15 protein-coding genes and 1 pseudogene are annotated in these 20,489 nt (G+C 66.1%); 5 read left to right on the plus strand and 11 right to left on the minus strand.

Going from position 1 to position 20,489, the window contains the following annotated elements:
- Window positions 1–15 precede the first annotated feature (15 nt).
- Window positions 16–1,011: a taurine ABC transporter substrate-binding protein gene (gene tauA / locus Herbaro_RS15195; RefSeq protein WP_275010454.1), complete on the minus strand. Its 996-nt coding sequence runs from the start codon at window positions 1,009–1,011 to the stop codon at window positions 16–18.
- Between the two features lie 499 nt (window positions 1,012–1,510).
- Here tauA and ssuD point away from each other — a divergent pair, with 499 nt between their 5' ends.
- Window positions 1,511–2,638 (plus strand): FMNH2-dependent alkanesulfonate monooxygenase, encoded by a 1,128-nt coding sequence (ssuD, locus tag Herbaro_RS15200; protein WP_275010455.1) that lies wholly within the window; start codon window positions 1,511–1,513, stop codon window positions 2,636–2,638.
- A 214-nt stretch (window positions 2,639–2,852) separates the two neighbouring features.
- Here ssuD and gcvH read toward each other — a convergent pair whose 3' ends face one another.
- The 10 genes and pseudogenes from gcvH to Herbaro_RS15255 form a co-directional block, all read right to left on the minus strand.
- Window positions 2,853–3,230, minus strand: a complete 378-nt coding sequence (gcvH, locus tag Herbaro_RS15205) for a glycine cleavage system protein GcvH (protein WP_275010456.1) — start codon at window positions 3,228–3,230, stop codon at window positions 2,853–2,855.
- 31 nt (window positions 3,231–3,261) lie between these two features.
- Window positions 3,262–4,397: pseudogene (locus Herbaro_RS22480) on the minus strand (CMD domain protein).
- The gene (locus Herbaro_RS15220; protein ID WP_275010459.1) at window positions 4,394–5,725 is read right to left on the minus strand and encodes an acyl-CoA thioester hydrolase/BAAT C-terminal domain-containing protein; all 1,332 of its coding nucleotides are present in this window, start codon (window positions 5,723–5,725) and stop codon (window positions 4,394–4,396) included. The pseudogene Herbaro_RS22480 and the gene Herbaro_RS15220 overlap by 4 nt, the downstream one beginning before the upstream one ends.
- 4 nt (window positions 5,726–5,729) lie before the next feature.
- Complete coding sequence (locus Herbaro_RS15225) at window positions 5,730–7,316, minus strand: ABC transporter substrate-binding protein (RefSeq protein ID WP_275010460.1); 1,587 nt, start codon at window positions 7,314–7,316, stop codon at window positions 5,730–5,732.
- 93 nt (window positions 7,317–7,409) lie between these two features.
- Complete coding sequence (locus tag Herbaro_RS15230) at window positions 7,410–8,414, minus strand: ABC transporter ATP-binding protein (RefSeq protein ID WP_275010461.1); 1,005 nt, start codon at window positions 8,412–8,414, stop codon at window positions 7,410–7,412.
- A complete protein-coding gene (locus Herbaro_RS15235; protein WP_275010462.1) occupies window positions 8,407–9,417 on the minus strand; it encodes an ABC transporter ATP-binding protein in 1,011 nt (336 codons plus the stop codon). Before Herbaro_RS15235 ends, Herbaro_RS15230 begins: the two co-directional genes overlap by 8 nt.
- Window positions 9,414–10,349, minus strand: coding sequence for an ABC transporter permease (locus Herbaro_RS15240; RefSeq protein ID WP_275014035.1), 936 nt, complete (start codon window positions 10,347–10,349; stop codon window positions 9,414–9,416). Before Herbaro_RS15240 ends, Herbaro_RS15235 begins: the two co-directional genes overlap by 4 nt.
- Window positions 10,350–10,363: 14 nt before the next feature.
- Window positions 10,364–11,338 carry an ABC transporter permease gene (locus Herbaro_RS15245; RefSeq protein WP_275010463.1) on the minus strand — a complete coding sequence of 325 codons (975 nt, stop codon included), beginning with the start codon at window positions 11,336–11,338 and terminating at the stop codon, window positions 10,364–10,366.
- Complete coding sequence (locus tag Herbaro_RS15250; RefSeq protein ID WP_275010464.1) at window positions 11,335–12,792, minus strand: SidA/IucD/PvdA family monooxygenase; 1,458 nt, start codon at window positions 12,790–12,792, stop codon at window positions 11,335–11,337. Before Herbaro_RS15250 ends, Herbaro_RS15245 begins: the two co-directional genes overlap by 4 nt.
- Before the next feature lie 144 nt (window positions 12,793–12,936).
- Window positions 12,937–13,872, minus strand: coding sequence for a LysR family transcriptional regulator (locus tag Herbaro_RS15255; protein WP_275010465.1), 936 nt, complete (start codon window positions 13,870–13,872; stop codon window positions 12,937–12,939).
- A gap of 285 nt (window positions 13,873–14,157) precedes the next feature.
- Between Herbaro_RS15255 and Herbaro_RS15260 the strand changes: the two genes are divergently transcribed.
- From Herbaro_RS15260 to Herbaro_RS15275, 4 genes are all read left to right on the plus strand, one after another.
- Window positions 14,158–15,363, plus strand: a complete 1,206-nt coding sequence (locus Herbaro_RS15260; RefSeq protein WP_275010466.1) for an aminotransferase class V-fold PLP-dependent enzyme — start codon at window positions 14,158–14,160, stop codon at window positions 15,361–15,363.
- Between the two features lie 2,413 nt (window positions 15,364–17,776).
- Window positions 17,777–18,787 (plus strand): methionine ABC transporter ATP-binding protein, encoded by a 1,011-nt coding sequence (locus Herbaro_RS15265; protein WP_275010467.1) that lies wholly within the window; start codon window positions 17,777–17,779, stop codon window positions 18,785–18,787.
- Complete coding sequence (locus Herbaro_RS15270) at window positions 18,784–19,455, plus strand: methionine ABC transporter permease (RefSeq protein ID WP_275010468.1); 672 nt, start codon at window positions 18,784–18,786, stop codon at window positions 19,453–19,455. Before Herbaro_RS15265 ends, Herbaro_RS15270 begins: the two co-directional genes overlap by 4 nt.
- Before the next feature lie 46 nt (window positions 19,456–19,501).
- Window positions 19,502–20,293: a MetQ/NlpA family ABC transporter substrate-binding protein gene (locus tag Herbaro_RS15275; RefSeq protein ID WP_275010469.1), complete on the plus strand. Its 792-nt coding sequence runs from the start codon at window positions 19,502–19,504 to the stop codon at window positions 20,291–20,293.
- The last annotated feature ends 196 nt before the right edge of the window (window positions 20,294–20,489 follow it).

Raw genomic sequence — 20,489 nt, forward strand, 5'->3', positions numbered from 1 at the left:
GGAAAGCCGCCTGGCTCACTGCGCCGCCTTGCGCACCCAGGTGGCATTCACCCCGGTCGCGTAATCCGGCAGCACGTTCTGGATGGTGCCCTGGCTCTTCAGGAAAGCCGCGGTCGCCGCCAGCGACTTGGCTGCGCCGCCGCCCAGCCATTCGGCCGAGGCCTGCTGCTGCAGCGTCGGGAACTCGTACAGCGCCAGGCTCGCCGGCACCTCCGCCGCCTCCGCGCCGGACCACTTGGCGACCGCCTTCACCGGCGCCGAATCGGCGTTCCATGCAGCCTTGTTCTTGCGGTAGTTGTCGTCGGTCTCGGCCAGCACCTTGACCAGGTCGGTCAGGAAAGCGTCGTTGTCCCTGGCGAAGGCCAGGCTCACCACGATGCCGTCGAAGGTGGCCTTGCCGGTTTGCCTGGCGATCTGGCCCGAGGTCGTCAGCACGGCGCCGTTCTTCTTGACCTTGGCCAGCACCGGATCCCAGATGAAGGTGGCGTCGATGTCGCCGCGCTCCCATGCCGCCGCAATCTCGGGCGGACGCAAGTTGACGATCTTCACGCCGCGCGGATCGACCTTGGCGTTTTCCAGCGCCAGCAAGGCGTGGAAGTGCGAGGTCGAGACGAAAGGCACGGCCAGGCGCTTGCCCTTCAGGTCGGCCAGCGCATTGACGCCGCTGCCGTTGCGCGCCACCAGGGCTTCGGCGTCGTTGATGTTGTCGAGGATCCAGAACAGCTGGATATCCAGGCCTTGCGACAGGCCGGACGCGATCGGCGCGGAGCCGGCCTCGCCGATCTGCACCGAGCCGGAAGCCAGCGCGCGGATGACATCGGCGCCGCTGGCCAGCTTGCGGAAGGTGACCTTGTAGCCGGTCTTCTTCTCCAGCGCCTGCGCGTCCTGCGCATAACGCCAGGGCACGACCATGTCCTGGTAGGCGATCACCACTTCCTTGGATTGCGCCACGGCGTTGGCGGTGAACAGGACGGCGGCGGACAGGGCAAGGGTCTTCAGCAGTGTCTTCATTGGATTTCTTGTTGTTGAATTTGGGCGTTCCAGTATAGGAAGGGGCGTTTTGCGCGGACACGAATATTTCCGTGAAAGCTTATGCGGTCCGGTTTGGGTTCTCTTGGCGTCGTGACGCGATGCCGGGTGTACGGCGCACGACGCTGGGTCCCTGCTTTCGCAGGGACGACAGGTAGTGGCGTGACGCGAGCCCGTGACGCCCGACGCGACCTCCTCCTTGTCGTTCCTGCGAAAACAGGAACCCAGCGTCGTCCGTGGCGCCTCCCCCATCCTCCGTTCGGACTGAGTAGCCGTGAAACGGCGTATCGAAGTCAGCGTGACTCTCGCTGCCCTTGGGTAGCCTGCTCAGGACAGCCTTCGCGAGCGCATCGCGCCCAATCACATTTCCCAACTAAGAAAATGCAAAAACATTCTTAGTCATCCCACCCCAGCGGCGCTCTAATAACAAACCGGCCGTCCGGCCCAACCCAACGACCGCATCACGCAAGGAAACACCCGCATGGCCACCGACATCTTCTGGTTCCTCCCCACCTCCGGCGACACCCGCTACCTCGGCACCTCCGATTTCGGCCGCGCGCCGACCATCGACTACATGCGCCAGATCGCCGTCGCCAGCGAGAACCTCGGCTATGACGGCCTGCTGATCCCCACCGGCGCATCCTGCCTGGATCCCTGGGTCGTGGCCGCCAGCCTGGTGCCGGTGACGCAGAAGATCAAGCTGCTGGTGGCGCTGCGCACTTCGCTGGGCGGGCCGGGACCGTCCGCGCGCCAGGCCGCCACGCTGGACCAGGCATTGAACGGCCGCCTGCTGCTCAACGTCGTGCCGGGCGGCGACGCCACCGAGCTGGAGGCCGATGGCGTGTTCCTCAGGCATGACGAGCGTTATGAGGCCGCCGACGAATACCTCACCATCTGGCGCCGCCTGCTGCAGGGCGAAACGGTGGATTACGAAGGCAAGCACTTCCGCATCAGGAAGGGACAGGTGTTCCACCATGCCGTGCAGCAGCCCCATCCGCCGCTGTACTTCGGCGGCTCGTCGGAGGCCGCGCACGATCTCGCGGCCAAGCACGTGGATGCCTACCTGACCTGGGGCGAACCGCCGGCGGCGGTGGCGCAGAAGATCGCCGACGTGCGCGAGCGCGCCGCGAAACGGGGACGCACGGTGCGCTTCGGCGTACGCCTGCACGTGATCGTGCGCGAGACCACGCAAGAGGCGTGGGCCGATGCCGATCGCCTGATCAGCAAGCTGACCGACGACGATATCGCCCGCGCGCAGCAAAACTACGCGCGCATGGATTCGGTGGGACAGCAGCGCATGGCCGCGCTGCATGGCGGCCGGCGCGACAAGCTGGAAATCGCGCCCAACCTGTGGGCCGGCGTGGGACTGGTGCGCGGCGGCGCCGGCACCTCGCTGGTGGGAGATGCCGCCACGGTGGCCGAGCGGCTGCAGGAATATGTGGATCTCGGGGTGGATACCTTCGTGCTGTCCGGCTATCCGCACCTGGAAGAATCGATACGCTTCGCCGAGCTGGTGTTCCCCCTGCTGGGCAAGCAGGCGGTGACCTTGCGCGACCGGGCGCAGACGGGTGGAGCGTTTGATATTCGGGCGGCGCGTTCGGCGTCCTGAAGGCGTTGATGTGCGGCGAACGACGCTGGGCTCCTGCTTTCGCAGGAGCGACAGTCAAGAGATTGGATCAAACAGGCGCAGGTTCAAGCCATCTCCGCATTGTCGTCCCTGCGAAAGCAGGTACCCAGTGTCGTGATCGGAGGCTGCCCCACTTGGCTACCTCCATTGACGTACGACCCCGGGCTCCTGCTTTTGCAGGAGCGACGGAGAAAAATCAGGACACCAGCTTGATATAACCGGCAGCATCCAAGAACCCCTCCACCGAAAACGGCACAGCCGGCTTCAGCTTGAAGATCCACTGATCGTAAGGCGCGCCGTTGATGGCGTCTGGCGTATCCACCAGCGTCTCGTTGATGGCGATAACCTCGCCGTCCACCGGCGCGTGCAGGTCCGAGGCCGTCTTGTTGGACTCGACGATGCCGCACTCGCCGCCGCGCTTCAACTGCTTGCCCACCGCAGGCAGGTCCACGTACACCAGCGTGCCCAGTTGCTCCTGGCCGAAGTCGGTGATGCCGACGACCAGCGTGCCGTCGCCCTCCACCCTCACCCACTCGTGCGTCTCGGCATAGACGAGATGATCGGGAATCAGCATGGCGTCTCCTTTGCTTGTCTGTTGAAAAAACTCAGCCTTCGGCCTTGCTGCCGTCCGGGTAGACCGGTTCGCCCAGGTTGAGCATCAGGCGATTGGCCCAGGCGAAGATGGCCACCGAGTGGATCAGGTCCAGCACTTCCAGCTCGTTCAAGCCGGCGTCTGTCAACGCCTTGACCTGCGCCGCGCCGATGTCGCCCGGCTGCTCGGTCAGCTCGGCCGAGAATTTGGCGATGGCCTGCTCGCGCGCATCGACGCCGGCGCCGTAGGGCGTGTCGAACACTTGCCTGACGGTGTCGTTGCGCTTGGCCAGCTGCTCGAAGCGTTGCGCGTGCACCGAGGCGCAATAGACGCAGCCGTTGATGCGCGAGACCACCAGCGAACCCAGCTCGCGCTCGGCGCGCGACATGCCGCCGGGGGCGTACATGATGGCGTTGAAGGCGGCCGAGCGCTGGCGCAGGATGTCCGGCTGGTGCGCAAGGAACAGGTAGTAGTCGGAGGTCTTGGCCTTGACGTTGCTCTCTTCCAGCACCTTGATCTGGTCTTCGCTGGCGTCTTCCAGGGCGACGACGTCCAGCCACGCATCCCATTCCAGGCTTTCGTTGGTGAAGCCGTTGGCTTTGATGATTTCGCTCATGTCTGTTCTCCTCAGTTGCCGGCGGCGGCCTGCATGGCCTTGAGGCCGGCGATCACGCGCAGCTGGTAGGAAATGAAGGCGATCAGCTGCGACAGCGCGACCACCGCGGGAGTGCTGATGCCGGCGGCCGGCAGCTTTTCGATGGCGGCCTTGTCGCCTTCCACCGGACGTTGCGTCAGCGCGCGCGTGAACACCAGCATGGCGCGCAGGCGCCCTTCAGGCAATTGCTCCGGCGTGCCGGTGTCGGCCGCGGCCAGCTGCGCCGCATCGGCCGGCAAGGCTTGCAGGCGGGCGCGGTAATGCGCGGCCACGTCGGCGGCGCCGGCCAGGCGGCAGGCGTACAGGGCGACCAGCAGACGCTCGTCGAGCGCGATGCCTTCCAGCGCCGGATCGAACAGGGTGTCGTAGCTGCCCTGCGAGGCGGCGGCGACCTTGTCGCGCTGGTGACGCAGGGTGTGCAGCGGGCTGCCCGGTTCAAGGCCGGCCAGTTGGTCGATGACATCGCGGCCGATGTCGTAGACGGGAGTGCTCATGCTTTTTCCTTTGGGAGCGTGTGTTTGGAGACGGCATCGCGCAGGAACTGCTGCGCCTGCTGCCATGAATCGAGGTCGGCGCGCGCATTGGCCGAGGGCTCGCCGCCGCCGGTGCTGATGCGGCCCGAGACCGGGTGCGCATAGGTGGTCTGCGTGGTCGGCACGAACGGGAACAGGATGGAGTGACCGGCGTTGGCGTAGTTGCGCCACAGCACCGGCCAAGCGTGTCCGACCTCGGCCAGCTTGTCGGCGACCATGCCGCAGTAGATGCTGGAAGGCCAGGAACCATCGTCGGTGGCCGACAACAGCAGCACCGGCGCGGCGATACGCTCGACCGGGATGCGCGCGCGCGCCACCGCGTCTTCATCTTCCAGCGCCGTGAGCATCGCCAGTTCATGGCGGTGCGGCGCGGGTCCGTCGTCGAAGGGTTGCCAGCTGGCGCTGCGGTTGCCTTGCCACTGGTGCGGCAAGGGCTGGCCGCGCAGCAGCCAGGTCGGCCCTTCCCTGCCCACCGCCGGATCGGCGGCGTTCTGGCCGCTGTGCACCAGCGCGCTGGGCACGTAGGCCAGCACCGCCGAGACCTTTTGCGGGAAGGTCGCGCCCAGCAGCAGCACCAGCTCGCCGCCGCGCGACTGGCCGCTGATGGCGACGAAATCGTCCTGCGGCCGCACTTCGGCGCGCAGCCAGTCAAGGCCGCGCTCGAAATATTCCAGCGGCGTATTGGAGATGTAGTCGGACAAGCCCGGCGCCTTGAAGTAGGCCAGCGCGAAGGCGGCATAACCGCGCGAGGCATACAGCGCCGCCCGCGGCTCGTTGATGCCGCCGCCGGAACCGTTGACGATCATCACCGCCGGATGCGGGCCCGGGGTGGCCGGCAGGAACAGCGTGCCGACCAGCCCCGCTTCCCTCACCTCGCGCCGGATGACGCCCTCGGCCGCCAGCCGCTGCACCAGCCGCGTGCTGGCCGGACGGCATTGCTCGATGCCGAGGTCGGCCACCGCCGACACCGTCAGCGTGGTTTCCAGCGGCGCCATGACGTCGGCGTGGAAGTTGTCGCGCCGGCCCGGCTGGGCCGGCTGCTGCGACCACAGCAGGCCCATCGGGTCGATGCCCTGGTAGTCGCCGTCGATGGCCGGGCTCATGCTGAGGTCCACGCAACCGCTGGCGTCAGCCAGGAAGCAGGCGCTGCTGCGCCATTCCACGCCATGGCGCACGGTGGCCGACGACACCCGCACCGGTTCGCCCGGCAGCGCGCCGCTCACCACGATGCGGCGCGGCACGTCGATCAGCGCGTCGGCCGGAGTGGCCGAGATGGCGAAGTTGGGCATGGCCTTACTTCTTTTCCTGGGTGACCATCATGGCGGTGGTGCGGTCGCTGCTGATGGGCGTGACCTTCAGGCCCTTCTTCGCGGCCCAGATGTTCTGGTAGTGGTACATCGGGATCACGCCGACGTCGTCGGACACCACCTTGGCCGAAGCGCGCAGGATGGCTTCACGCTTGCCGGCGTCGAACTCGGCAGTGGAATCGGCCAGCGCACGGTCCACGGCCGGGTTGCTGTAGTGGTTCCAGTTGGAGGCGCCGATGCCCTTCTTGGCGTCGACCGTGCCCAGCACGTTGACCAGCGCATAGCTGGCCTCGCCGGTGCCGTTGCCCCATGCCAGCACGGAAACCGCGAACTCGTTCTTGTTGGCGCGCGAGGAGTACGAGGCCCAGGGCAGCACTTCGACCTGGGTCTTGATGCCGATGCGGGTCCAGAACTGCGCCACCGCCTGCATGGTTTCAGGCGCTTGCGGATAGCGGTCGTTGGGCACGTGGATGGTCAGCTTGAAGCCGTCCGGGAAGCCGGCTTCGGCCAACAGCTTCTTGGCCTCGGCGGCGTCGAAGGGGATGTTCTTGATGTCCGGGTTATAGCCGAAGGTGTCGGTGGGCATCCACTGGTTGGCCTCGGTGGCCGCGCCTTGCAGGATGCGGTCGATGATGGCCTTGCGGTTGATCGCCAGCGACATGGCGCGGCGCACGCGCACGTCCAGCAGCGGGTTCTTTTCCAGCTGCTTGCCGGCGTTGTCGGTGATGAAGGGACTCGGGCCCTGGTGGAAGCTCGGCTGGATCAGCAGCACGCGCAGGCCGTTGTACGGATAAACGGTGACGTTGGGCGATTGCTTGAGCTTGCCCAGGTCCGACACCGAGACCTTGTCGATCACGTCCACGTCGCCCGAGAGCAGCGCCGCGGTGCGCGCCGCGCCGTTGTTGATGTAGCGGTAGTTGACCTTGTCCCACAGCGGCTTGCCGTTCCAGTAGGCGTCGTTGCGCTGCATCACCACGCGGTCGCCCGGCGTGTAGGAGACGAACCTGTAGGGGCCGGTGCCGACCACGGCGGCGCCGCTGTTGTAGTTCTCCGTCTGCGACTTCTCGCCCACGTGCTTGCTGACGATGTGCACCGAGGCCAGGTTCAGCGGCAGGTCCGGGTTGGGGATGTTGGTCTTGATCACCAGGGTCAGCGGATCCTTGGCGGTGACCGACTCCACCGTGCGCAGGTAGCCGGCGAAGGTGGCCACGCTGCCCGGCACGGCGCGCGCGCGCTGGTAGGAGAAGATCACGTCATCGGCGGTGAAGGGCTTGCCGTCCTGCCACTTCACGTTCGGGCGCAGCTTGAATTCCCAGGTCTTGGGGTCGATGTTCTTCCAGCTCACCGCCAGGCCCGGCACCAGCTTGTTGTAGTCGTTCTGGACCAGCAGGTCCCAGAAGTGCAGGTCCACCGAGCGGTCGCCGGCGTGGTTGTTCAACTGCGGATCCATCGACGACAAGGGGTCGGCGAAGGCGATGTTGAGGTTCTGGGCGCGCGCCGCGTCGGCGGCGGCGGCCAGCGCCACGCCGGTCAGGGCGACTGCCAGCAGGCGGGTCAGAAGGGTCTTTTTCATGTGCTGTTCCTCTGTGTTGGTCAGGTTGTAAGCAATCGTGGATTCTTTAATTCTTTACTTCGGTGCTGCAAAAATAGGGGCCGGCGCGCCGGCTCAGCCATCGTTGAGATGGCAGGCGCTCATGTGGCCCGGCGCGATTTCCTTCAAGGCCGGCTGCTGCTCGCGGCAGCGCTGCGTGGCATGCGGGCAGCGCGGGTTGAAGTGGCAGCCGCCCGGCGGGTTCAACGGACTGGGGATCTCGCCCCTGATCGCCGTGAACTCCTTCTTGCGCGCCGACATGCGCGGCACCTCGGCCAGCAGCGCCTGCGTGTAGGGATGGTTGGGACGGCCGAACAGCTCGCCCACCGGCGCGCTTTCGACCACCCGTCCCAGGTACATGATCACCACGCGGTCGGAGACGTGCTCCACCACGCCCAGGTCGTGGCTGATGAAGAGATAGGTCAGGCCCAGCTCTTCGCGCAGGTCCATGAAGAGATTGAGGATCTGCGCCTGGATCGACACGTCCAGCGCCGCCACCGCCTCGTCGCACACCAGCATCTCGGGCTGCACGGCCAGCGCGCGGGCGATGCCGATGCGCTGGCGCTGGCCGCCGGAGAACTGGTGCGGATAGCGGTCGCGCAGCGCCGGATCGAGGCCGGCGCGCAGCAGCTGGCGGCAAACGTAGTCGTCCAGTTCGCCCTCGACCTTGCCGTTGACCTGGGCCGCTTCGCCGACGATCTGGTCCACCCGCAGGCGCGGGTTGAGGCTGGCGTAAGGGTTCTGGAAGATCATCTGCACCTGCAGGCGCGCGGCGTCCTGCCCGGCGCGGGTCAGCGCGGCGCGGTCGCGCCCGCCCACCAGCGCCTGGCCGTCCGACGGATCGAGCAGGCCGCAGGCGATGCGGCCCAGGGTGGACTTGCCGCAGCCGGATTCGCCGACCAGCCCGACCACTTCGCCCGGCATGACCTTGAGGTCGACCCGGTCGAGCGCGCGCGTGACGGCCGGCGCGCGCGTCCAGCCGCGCTGCTGCAGCTGGCGCTCCAGCCAGCCCTGGCGGCGCTCGCCGAACCGGCGGCTGACGGCGCGGGTTTCGATGAGGGGAATGACTGCCTTATCCATGTTGCGCCTTCACTTCGGTATTGCTTGCCTGCGCCGGATGGAAGCAGCGCACCAGGTGGCCCGGCAGCGGTTCGCTGATGGCCGGCGCCGCCAGGCATTGCTGGCTGACCCGCTCGCAGCGCGCGGCGAAGGCGCAGGTCGGCGGCAGGTGCAGGAGGTTGGGCGTCATGCCGGGAATCTGGCGCAGCCGCGCGCCGCGCCGGTTGTTGCTGGGCAGGCTGCCGATCAGGCCCTGGGTATAGGGATGCAGCGGCGCGTCGAGCACCTCTGCCACGCTGCCCTGCTCGACGATGCGGCCGGCGTACATCACCGCCACCTCGTCGGCCAGCCCCGCCACCACCGACAGGTCGTGGGTGATCCAGATCAGCGCGGTGCCGTGCTGGCGCGCCATTTTCTGCACTTCGGACAGGATCTGCGCCTGGATGGTGACATCCAGCGCCGTGGTCGGCTCGTCGGCAATGATCAGGTCGGGCTTGTGCAACATGGCGATGGCGATCGCCACGCGCTGGCGCATGCCGCCGGAGAGCTGGTGCGGGTAAGCCTGCAGCCGCTCCTCAGGACTGGCGATGCCCATCGCGCCCAGCGTGTCGCGCGCCAGTTCGCGCGCGGCCTGGCGGCTCATCTTGCTGTGCGCCAGCACGGCGTCGACCATCTGCGCCTCGACCTTGAGCACCGGGTTCAAGGTCATCATCGGATCCTGGAAGATCATGGCGATGCGGTTGCCCTGCAGTTCGCGCAGCGCGGCGCGGTCCATGCCCACCAGGTCGCGGCCCTGGAACAGGATCTCGCCGCCGACGATCTTGCCCGGCGCATCGACCATGCCCAGGATCGAGAAGCCGGTGACGCTCTTGCCGGAACCGGACTCGCCCACCAGGCCGAGGATGCGGCCGCGGGCGACCGCCAGCGAGACGTCGTCCACCGCCGGCAGCACGCCATCGGGCGTGAAGAAATGGGTGCGCAGGCCGCGCACTTCCAGGGTCGGGCTGTTGTTCGGCGCGCTCACTTCTGCCACCTCGGATTCAGGATGTCGCGCAGGCGGTCGCCCACCAGGTTGATGGCCACGATCACCACCAGCAGCGCGATGCCGGGGTAGAAGCTGATCCAGTATTCGCCCGAGAGCATGAACTGGTAGCCGTTGAAGATCAGCAGCCCCAGCGAAGGCTCGGTGACCGGCACGCCAAGGCCGAGGAAGGACAGCGTCGCCTCCAGCGTGATCGCGCGCGCCACCTGCAGCGTGCCGATCACGATCAGCGGCGGCAGGCAGTTGGGCAGGATGTGGCGCACCATGATGCGCCACGATGACAGGTTCAGGCCGCGCGCGGCCTCGACGTATTCCTTCTGGCGCTCCACCAGCGCCTGTCCGCGCGCGGTGCGGGCATAGTAGGCCCATTCCAGCACCACCAGCGTGGCCATCACATTGAGGATGCCCTTGCCGACATAGGCCAGGATCAGCATCGCCACCAGGATCGACGGGAACGACAGCACCAGGTCGGCCAGGCGCATCAGGAGCGTGTCGGTCTTGCCGCCGGCATAGGCGGCCAGCAGACCGACCAGGGTGCCGATCACGCCGGCGATCAGCGCCGAGCCGACGCCGATGCCCACGCTGATGCGCAGGCCGTAGACGATGGCCGAGAGCAGGTCGCGGCCCTGGCCGTCGGAACCCAGCCAGTAGCTGAAGCTGCCGCCGCCGTTGAGCGTGCCGGGCGGCATGCGGGAGTCCAGCACGTCCACCTGGCCCAGGTCGTAGGGGTTCTGCGGCGTGATCCAGGGCGCGGCGATGGCGCAGACCGCCAGCAGCAGCACGATGGCCAGGCCCAGCGTGGCGGTGCGGGAGGCGAAGAAATGGCGCGCCACGCGCCGCCACGGCGACTCCCGGCGCGGCGCCTGGAACGCCGACAGCTCGGAGATGCGGGCGCGCACCTCTTCCTGCGTCATCTCGGGTTGCGCGCTCATGCCCTCGCCTCCACCCGCACTCGCGGATCCAGTAGCTTGTAGAGCACGTCGACCACCAGGTTGAGCGTGACGAACAAGCACACGATGACCATCAGGTAGGCCACGATCACCGGACGATCCAGCGCATTGATGCTGTCCAGGATCAGCTTGCCGGCGCCGGGCCAGGCGAACACGCTCTCGGTGACCACCGCGAAGGCGATGGTGGAGCCGAACTCCAGGCCGACCACGGTGACCAGCGGGATCAGCGTATTGCGCAGCACATACATCAGCACCACGCGCGCCGGCGAAAGCCCCTTGGCGCGGGCGAACTTGACGAAGTCCATCGGCAGCACCTCGCGCACGTTGGCGCGGGTCAGGCGGATCACCAGCGAAATCTTGAACAGCGACAGGTTGATGGCCGGCAGGATGATGTGGCGCCAGCCGTCCAGTGTCAGCCACGACCACTGGATGCCGAACAGGCCGGCGGTCTGGCCGCGTCCGCCGGAGGGCAGCCAGCCCAGCGAGACCGCGAACACCATGATCAGCATCAGGCCGATCCAGAAGGTCGGCAGCGAGAAGCCGAGGATGCTGCCGGTCATCACCATGCGCGAGAAGGGATGCTCGGGCTTGAGGCCGGCGAACAGGCCCAGCGGCACGCCCATCAGCAGCGCCAGGATCAGCGCGGCGAAGGCCAGCTCCAGCGTGGCCGGCAGGCGCTGGAAGATCAGCAGGATGGCCGGCGAGTTGTAGACGAAGCTGTTGCCCAGGTTGCCGTGCAGCGCGCCGTTGAGGAAGGACAGGTACTGGCGCCACACCGGCTGGTCCAGGCCCAGCTCCTTGATGATGCGCAGGCGGTCGACCTGGTCGACGTCCTGGCCGATCAGGATGTCGACCGGGTTGCCGATCAGGTGCAGGCCGAAGAAGACGATCACCGTCATCAACAGCACCACCATCAGCGCCTGCAGCACGCTCTTCGCGATCGCCATGCTCATCGGGGCAGTTCCCATGCGGAAGGCGTCCATTCGTCGCCCACCAGTTCGGGCTCCTCGTACGCCTGGATGTTGCGGTAATGGTGTTGCACGTCCTCGCCGTACATCAGCGAGGCGATGCCTTGCGCCAGGCGATAGGCGCCGTCGCTGATGGCGGGAATGTCGCCCGAGACGGTGCCGTGGCTGGCCGTGGCCGGATAGCAGAAGCAGTGTACGCGCTCCAGGCCGGGCAAGTCGCCGGCTTGCTTTTCCTGGAACTCGAAGAAGGGGCCGAGATAGGGCATGCTGCTCAGCTCGGCGTCTTCCTCGCCGGCCGGCGGCGTGTAGCGCTCGCCCCAGGACAGGATATGCGGGGCGATGGCGGCGTATTCGGGACGCGCCGACCAGTCCACCTGGAAGCCGGTCGAGAAGAACAGGAAATCCAGTTCCAGCGGGCCGCGATTGGTCTGCAGCAGCAACGCGCCATCGTCCCGCGCGGCGGCGCTCTCGATGGCGGTGCCGAGCAGGAAGCGCGCATTGGCGAAGCGCGACACGCGGCGCGTGCTGCCCGAGGGCGGCGGCACCTGCTGGATGTTGACGTAGTGGCGGATGCGCCATTTCCAGGCGTCCGGCAGGTGCTGGTGGCCGTTGACCAGGCCGGGGTTGCCCGAGCCCTTGCCCTTGTTGATGCGCGGCAGTTCCTTGCGGCGGATCAGCAGGTCCACGCGCGCGGCGCCCTCTTCCAGCGCGGTAGCCGCGCTGTCCATGGCCGACGAACCGCCGCCGACCACGCCCACACGCTTGCCCTTGAGGCTGGCATAGTCGAACACGTCGGAGGAATGCGCCCAGCGGTCGCGCGGCAGCTGCTGCGCCAGCGGCGGCAGGTAGGCGCCGCCCAGGCCGTCGCGGCCGGTGGCCAGCACCACCCGGCGCGCCAGCACCGACGACTCTCCCGCGGGCGAACGCAGCTTCAGCTCGACCAGGCCGTCGGCGCGCGGCAGCACGGCCAGCACGCGATGCTCGTTGCGCACATCCAGCCGCATCACGCGACGGAACCAGCGCAGGTAATCCATCCACTGCAGGCGCGGGATCTTGTCCAGCGCCTCCCAGGCCGCCAGGCCGAACTGGGCCTCGAACCAGGCGCGGAAGGTCAGCGTGGAAAAGCCCAGCGCGGGGCCGGTCAGGGTCTTGGGCGAGCGCAGCGTTTCCATGCGCGCAGTGGTGGCCCAGGGGCCTTCGAAATCCTCGGGCGACTGGTCGTAGATGACATTGGGAATGCCCAGGTGGGACAGCGCCACCGACGCCGCCATGCCGGCCTGGCCGCCGCCGACGATGGCCACGTCCTGCACCGGCGCGCCGTCGCGCTCGACCTTGGGTGTCCACGATTTGCCGGGCAGCGCCAGCCATTCCAGGTCCTGGCGCAGGCGCGCTTCCAGCGCGGGCAGTCCGATCGGCGCCGTGTTGTCGATATTGAGCATGTCGCCCCTTCAATGCATGAAAGAGACGCGGCGGCCCGCATCGCTGCGCCCCGCTGCCGTCTCTCGTTGGTTATTCGTTGGTCCTGCCTGTTGCTGCCGGCCCGGCGGCGCCTTCCCGGTGCGCCTGCCATGGCCTTGCGTCATTCAAAGCAATTCGTCGTGCTCGGCCGCGTCGCGCTTGACGAAGCCGTGCAGGATATTGCGCGCCGAGCTCTCCACCGCGTCGATCAGCGCGCGGGTGATGCCTTCCACCGGCTTGCCGAACGGCGTCACCACGCCGAAATAGAACGGGATGTCGATGGCCAGCTTCCTCACCACCAACCCTTCGATGGGCATGCCCAGCGCCGTGATCGGCTCCACCAGCGCCACTCCCAGCCCGGCATGCGCGGCCATGATGGCGTTGAAGGAGGTGTTGGTGTCGATCGCCACGTCCAGCGGATGATCGTCGCCCAGCGCGGTTTCGATGCGCTGGCGCAAGCGATAGCGATTGGACATGGTGATCACGCGCTCGCCGCGCAACGCGGCGCGGCTGATCTTGTCCTTCTTCGCCAGCGGATGGTCGGCGCGCAACACCGCCACGCAGGGCGCCTCGCCTATCCAGTGCAGGTCCAGCCCGCGATGCGCCACCGGCAGGCTGGTCAGGCCCAGGCTGACGGTACGGTGCAGCACCGCATGCACTACTTGCTCGGCAGAGGCGCTGCGCAGGTGGATGTGCTCGGGCAAGCCGAAGCCGCCCTGCGCCACCTGCTGCAAGGCGGCCGGCGCGATGGTCGAGGCCAGCGCGGGCGTGGCCACCAGGTGCACCGGTTGCGCCTCTTCGCGGCCGATCTCGGCGGCGCGCTCGCGGATGCTGCGCAGGCCGACCAGCGAACGCTCGACCTCCTCGTACAGCAGGAAGGCCTTGCCGGTAGGCGTCACGCGCGGCCCGTTGCGGTCGAACAGCGCATAGCCCAGCTCGGCTTCCAGGTCGCCGATGGCCTTGCTGACGGCCGGCTGCGAACGGCCAAGGCTGCGCCCGGCGCCGGTCACGCTGCCTATCGTCATCACCGCGGCAAATGCCTCGAGCTGGTTCAAATCCATCGCAATCCCTGGGAATCCTGGCGAATCCTTGATCCGGATCCTTGCATATGATTTTCGGATTATAGGTTTGTATTTATTCTATTTCAGTATAATAATTTTGTATAAGCTAATGCATGAGGCGCCAGGCCGGCCGGGAATCGGCCCGACCCTCCCGCACGGCCCGCCGTCCGCCCCTGGCGAATCATTCGAAGTTGCAGATGAACAATGCGCTCGACCATGGTTTTCCGGCCGCAGGCGTGGCGTAATGTCAAACCGTCTTCGCTGGATTACCTGGATTCGTCCGCCATGAACACCCGCCCCCCCTGTCGCCCGCCCGCCGGCGTGAGCTTCCCCATCTACCTCGACTACGGCGCCACCACGCCGGTCGATCCGCAGGTCGCCAGGGTGATGTGCGACTTCCTGACCGACAAGTTCGGCAACGCCGCCAGCAGCTCCCACCCCTTCGGCTGGGAAGCGCGGCGCGCGGTGGAAAAGGCGCGCGGGCAGGTGGCCGGCCTGGTCGGCGCCCAGCCCGCCGAGATCGTCTGGACCTCGGGCGCGACCGAATCCAACAACCTGGCCCTGAAAGGCGCCGCCTTGACGCTGCGCGCCCAGGGCCGCGGCAAGCACCTGGTCACCGTCGCCACCGAGCACAAGGCGGTGCTGGACACCATGCACACGCTGGAGCGCGCCGGCTTCGACGTCACCTTCCTGCAACCCGGCGCGGACGGCCTGGTCACGCCTGAGCAGTTCCGTGAAGCGCTGCGTCCCGACACCATCCTGGCCTCGGTGATGTACGTCAACAACGAGATCGGCGTGATCCAGCCCATCGCCGAACTGGGCGAGATCTGCGCCGGGCGCGGCATCGTGTTCCATGTGGACGCCGTGCAGGCGGCCGGCAAGATCGCCGTCGACGTCAAGCGCCTGAAGGTCGACCTGATGTCGTTCTCGGCACACAAGGTCTATGGCCCCAAAGGCATCGGCGCGCTGTACGTGCGCCACAATCCCGACCTCAGGCTGCAAGCCCAGATCGACGGCGGCGGCCATGAGAACGGCATGCGCTCCGGCACGCTGGCCACGCACCAGATCGTCGGCATGGGCGAGGCCTTCGAACTGGCGGGGCGCCTGCTGGAAGAGGAAGGCGAACGCATCCGCGCCCTGCGCGAGCGCTTGTGGAACGGCATCGCCGGCTTGCCCGGCGTGCAGCTCAACGGCTGCGCGATCAACCGCGTGCCGCACAACCTCAACGTCAGCTTCCCGCCGACGCGCTACGGCACGCTGGCCAGCCAGTTGCTGGGCATCGCGGTGTCGGCCGGCTCAGCCTGCAACTCGGCCGCTTCCGCGCCCTCTTTCGTCCTGCTGGCCATCGGCTGCACGCCCGACGCGGCGCGCAACGCGGTGCGGTTCTCGCTGGGGCGCGGCACCACGCAGGGCGAGATCGATTACGTGGCGGCGACGGTGAGGCAGGTGCTTGCGCTGGAGGCGTTGGAACCGGTACCGGTGGGCAGGTAAGCCATTGCGTGGTGGTTTGCTCTTGATTGCTGTTGTTGAACTGCTTGGGTACTCGCCTTCGGCTTTTGTCTTGATTCCTGCACTGCCGTTTTTCCAACCGCCTCCGTCGTTCCTGCAAAAGCAGGAACCCAGTGGCGTTTGTTATGCCTCAACGTCCGCTGAGCGACGCTGGATCCCGGCCTACGCCGGGATGACATGGAAGAGATAGACAACACCTCCTGATCTTCAAGATACTTATTGCCCGTTTGTTTGTATCGACGCGCGTTGAACGACGCTGGATCCCCGCTTTCGCGGGGACGACGGATTAATTGAGATCGCGAGCCAAGGAATCGATGCCGCAGGCGAGTCGGAGACAGCGCGATGCCGCAGGCGAGCCGGACACGCTTTCCCCTTGTGGGCCAGCCGTCGGAGCGGCGCAAAAAGTGGATCAGGGCGTCAGTCGGAGCGCAGCGACTCTGACGACCCCACTTTTTGCGCCGCTCCGACGGGCACCCCGAAGGGGCTGGCGCTTAGGGGCCGTTTTCTTTGCTTACTTTCTTTGGCGGGCCAAAGAAAGTGAGCGGCTGCCGGGCCGCCCCCGGCGCTCCCTCTCGACCGGAGAAAGATAAGTCTAAAGCCGGTACATCTGCACGCAGCAAGACCAGACTACCCAAACAAAGACGCCATCCACGCCGACTTCGATACGCCGCCAAAGCGGCTACTCAGTCCGAACGGAATCCAAGGAGCGCAACGAAAGTCGCTGGATCCCCGCTTACGCGGGGACGACGGATTAAATGAGATAGTGAGTCGCCCAAGGGAACCGCCAACGAGCAACAAGCAAGACAAAGCCGCAGGCGAGTCGGAGACCACGCGATGCCGCAGGCGAGCCGGATACGCTTTCCCCTTGTGGGCCAGCCGTCGGAGTGGCGCAAAAAGTGGATCAGGGCGTCAGTCGGAGCGCAGCGACTCTGACGACCCCACTTTTTGCGCCGCTCCGACGGGCACCCCGAAGGGGCTGGCACTTAGGGGCCGCCTTCTTTTGCTTACTTTTCTTGGCGGAGCAAGAAAAGTAAGCGGCTGCCGGGCCGCCCCCGGCGCTCCGGCCCGACCGGAGAAAGATAAGTATCAAGCCGGTACATCTGCATGCAGCAAGACCTGACTACCCAAACAACAACGACTGCATCCACGCCGACTTCGATACGCCGCCAAAGCGGCTACTCAGTCCGAACGGAATCCAAGGAGCGCAACGAACGTCGCTGGATCCCCGCTTTCGCGGGGACAACGGATTAAATGAGATAGCGAGTCGCCCAAGGGAACCGCCAACGAGCAACAAGCAAGACAAAGCCGCAGGCGAGTAAGAGACAGCGCGAGGCCGCAGGCGAGCCGGATACGCTTTCCCCTTGTGGGCCAGCCGTCGGAGTGGCGCAAAAAGTGGATCAGGGCGTCAGTCGGAGCGCAGCGACTCTGACGACCCCACTTTTTGCGCCGCTCCGACGGGTACCCCGAAGGGGCTGGCACTTAGGGGCCGTTTTCTTTGCTTACTTTCTTTGGCGGGCCAAAGAAAGTGAGCGGCTGCCGGGCCGCCCCCGGCGCTCCCTTCCGACCGGAGAAAGATAAGTATCAAGCCGGTACATCTGCATGCAGCAAGACATGACTACCCAAACAACAACGACTGCATCCATGCCGACTTCGATACGCCGCCAAAGCGGCTACTCAGTCCGAACGGAATCCAAGGAGCGCAACGAAAGTCGCTGGATCCCCGCTTTCGCAGGGACGACGGATTAATTGAGATCGCGAGCCAAGGAATCGATGCCGCAGGCGAGTCGGAGACAGCGCGATGCCGCAGGCGAGCCGGATATGCTGTTCCCCTTGTGGGCCAGCCGTCGGAGCGGCGCAAAAAGTGGATCAGGGCGTCAGTCGGAGCGCAGCGACTCTGACGACCCCACTTTTTGCGACGCTCCGACGGGTACCCCGAAGGGGCTGGCACTTAGGGGCCGCCTTCTTTTGCTTACTTTTCTTGGCGGAGCAAGAAAAGTGAGCGGCTGCCGGGCCGCCCCCGGCGCTCCGGCCCGACCGGAGAAAGATAAGGCTAAAGCCGGTACATCTGCAGGCAGCAAGACCAGACTACCCAAACAACAACGACTGCATCCACGCCGACTTCGATACGCCGCCAAAGCGGCCACTCAGCCCGAACGGAATCCAAGGAGGCGCGACAAACGACGCTGGATCCCGGCATGCGCCGGGACGGCAGGAAGACGGTTAGGTACAAGCTACTCGCCATCCATATCTCTCACGACATACCCGCCACCATCCCTCCAACATAACAAACCAACAATTCCTTAATTGCTTTTTCGCATAAGCAAAAAACTAATAAGAACTTCCCGCCCAAATAACCAAAAGTTAGACTCGATCATCCTATAAGAATTGATCGACCGTGATCCGCATCGAGCACCTCCACAAGACCTACCAGGCCAACAAGCGCGACATCATCGCCCTGCAGGACATCAACCTGGACATCGCCCAAGGCGAGATCTTCGGCATCATCGGCCGTTCCGGCGCCGGCAAGAGCACACTCATCCGTACGCTCAACCTGCTCGAACGCCCCGACCAGGGCCGCATCCTGATCGACGGCGAAGACATCACCACGCTCGGCCATGACGGCCTGCTCGAACTGCGCCAGCGCGTGGGCATGGTATTCCAGCACTTCAACCTGCTCAACGCCAAGACCGTCGCCCAGAACATCGATTGGCCGCTCAAGATCACCGGCCGCTACAGCCGCGAAGAACGCGCCCGGCGCGTCGACGAGCTGCTGCAGCTGGTGGGCCTGCAAGATCATCGCGACCAGTATCCGTCGCAGCTGTCGGGCGGCCAGAAGCAGCGCGTCGGGATCGCCCGTTCCCTGGCGAACACGCCGCGCCTGCTGCTGTGCGACGAGGCCACCTCCTCGCTCGACCCGGAAACCACGCAATCCATCCTGCGCCTGCTGCTGGAGATCAACCGCAAGCTGGGCCTGACCATCGTCCTGATCACCCACGAGATGGATGTGATCCGCAGCATCTGCGACCGCGTCGCCGTGCTCGACGCCGGCGCCGTGGCCGAACACGGCAAGGTGGTGGATATCTTCCTGCGCCCGCGCCACGCGGTCACGCGCGCCCTGCTGGCCGAGAGCCACGCCTACGACCAGGCCGGCGACTTCTACCAGCGCCGCCCCGGCGGCCAGCTGGTGCGCCTGACCTACGCCGGCGAGCTGGCGTCCCAGCCCATCCTGTCGCAACTGACCGCGGCCACGGCGGCGCTGGCGACCATCGTGCAGGGCACGGTCTCGCGCATCAAGGACACGCCCTATGGCCAGCTGCTGGTGGAGTTCTCCGGCGGCGAGGAGGATGTGGCGCAAGTGCTGGAACGCCTGCGCCGCTCAGGGATCGAGCACGAGGTGCTGGCATGAGCGCGCTGATCGACCTGTCCCAGATCGACTGGAGCGAGGTGTGGGAGGCCACCCAGGAAACCCTGGCCATGACCGGCGGCTCGCTGTTCTTCACCATCCTGCTGGGCCTGCCGCTGGGGATCCTGCTGTTCCTGACCAACCGCCGCCAGTTGCTGGCGCAGCGCGGCATCTACCTGGCGCTGTCGCTGCTGGTGAACGTGCTGCGTTCGGTGCCGTTCCTGATCCTGCTGATCGTGCTGATTCCCTTCACGCTGTGGCTGGTGGGCACCTCGCTGGGCGTGACCGGCGCGATACCGCCGCTGGTGATCGGCACCGCGCCATTCTTCGCGCGCCTGACCGAAAGCGTGCTGCGCGAGATCGACCGCGGCGTGATCGAGGCCTGTACCGCCATGGGCGCGCGGCGCCGCCAGATCATCTTCGGCGCGCTGCTGCCCGAAGCCCTGCCGGGGCTGCTGGCGGCGGTCACCATCACCGCCATCACGCTCATGTCGTATGCCGCCATGTCGGGCGTGATCGGCGGCGGCGGCCTGGGCGACCTCGCCATCCGCTACGGCTACCAGCGCTTCCAGACCGAGGTGATGGTAGTGACGGTGGCTATCCTCGTGGTGCTGGTGCAGCTGCTGCAGTTCTTCGGCGACCGCCTGGTGCTGCGCTTTACCCGCAAATGACGTTTCGATTCAACACTTGAACTCTCACAACAAGACTGGAGCAAACATGTCCCGCAAACTGATTTCCCCCCTGCTCGCCGGCGCCGCACTGGCGTTTTCCATCGGCGCGCACGCCGCCGACAAGCTGGTGATCGCCGCCACCCCGGTGCCGCACGCGGAGATCCTCGAGCACATCAAGCCGGCCCTGGCCAAGGAAGGCATCGACCTGCAGATCAAGGTCTTCACCGACTACGTGCAACCGGCGGCGCAGACCAACGAGAAGCAGGTCGACGGCAACTTCTTCCTGCACCAGCCCTACCTCGACCAGTTCAAGAAGAGCCACAAGAACGACATCGAAGTGCCGGTGGCCAAGGTCCACGTCGAGCCTTTCGCCGCCTACTCGCAGAAATACAAGAAGACCGCCGATATCCCCAACGGCGCCACCATCGCCATTCCGAACGACCCGTCCAACTCGGGCCGCGCCCTGCTGCTGCTGGCCCGCAACGGCCTGATCAAGCTCAAGGACACCTCCAACATCTCGTCGACCCAGAAGGACATCGTCGAAAATCCCAAGAAGCTGAAGTTCCGCGCCCTGGAAGCGGCGACCCTGCCGCGCGTGCTGAACCAGGTCGATGTCGCCCTGATCAACACCAACTACGCGCTGGAAGCCAAGCTGAACCCGGTCAAGGACTCGCTGTTCATCGAAGACGCCAACTCGCCCTACGCCAACCTACTGGTGGCGCGCGAAGACAACAAGGACAGCCCGGCCATCAAGAAGCTGGCCGCCGCGCTGAACTCGCCTGAGGTCAAGAAGTTCATCGAAGAAAAATACCAGGGCGCCGTGGTGCCGGCCTTCTGAACCGTCTCCCTGCTGCACGGACCGGCCGCTGCCTCGAGCGCGGCCGCAGAAGCGCGCGAAGCGCCCTGACCGTGCCTTTCACTGCCGGCCACGGAGCGATCCGTGGCCTTTTTTATTTCATCCGCGCATGCCGGCGCCCGCCCGGTTTGGCGCTACAATCCGGCTCCAATGCAAGCAGCCCGTGCTTTGGAACAGC

Source organism: Herbaspirillum sp. WKF16, assembly GCF_028993615.1.
GTDB lineage: Bacteria > Pseudomonadota > Gammaproteobacteria > Burkholderiales > Burkholderiaceae_D > Herbaspirillum.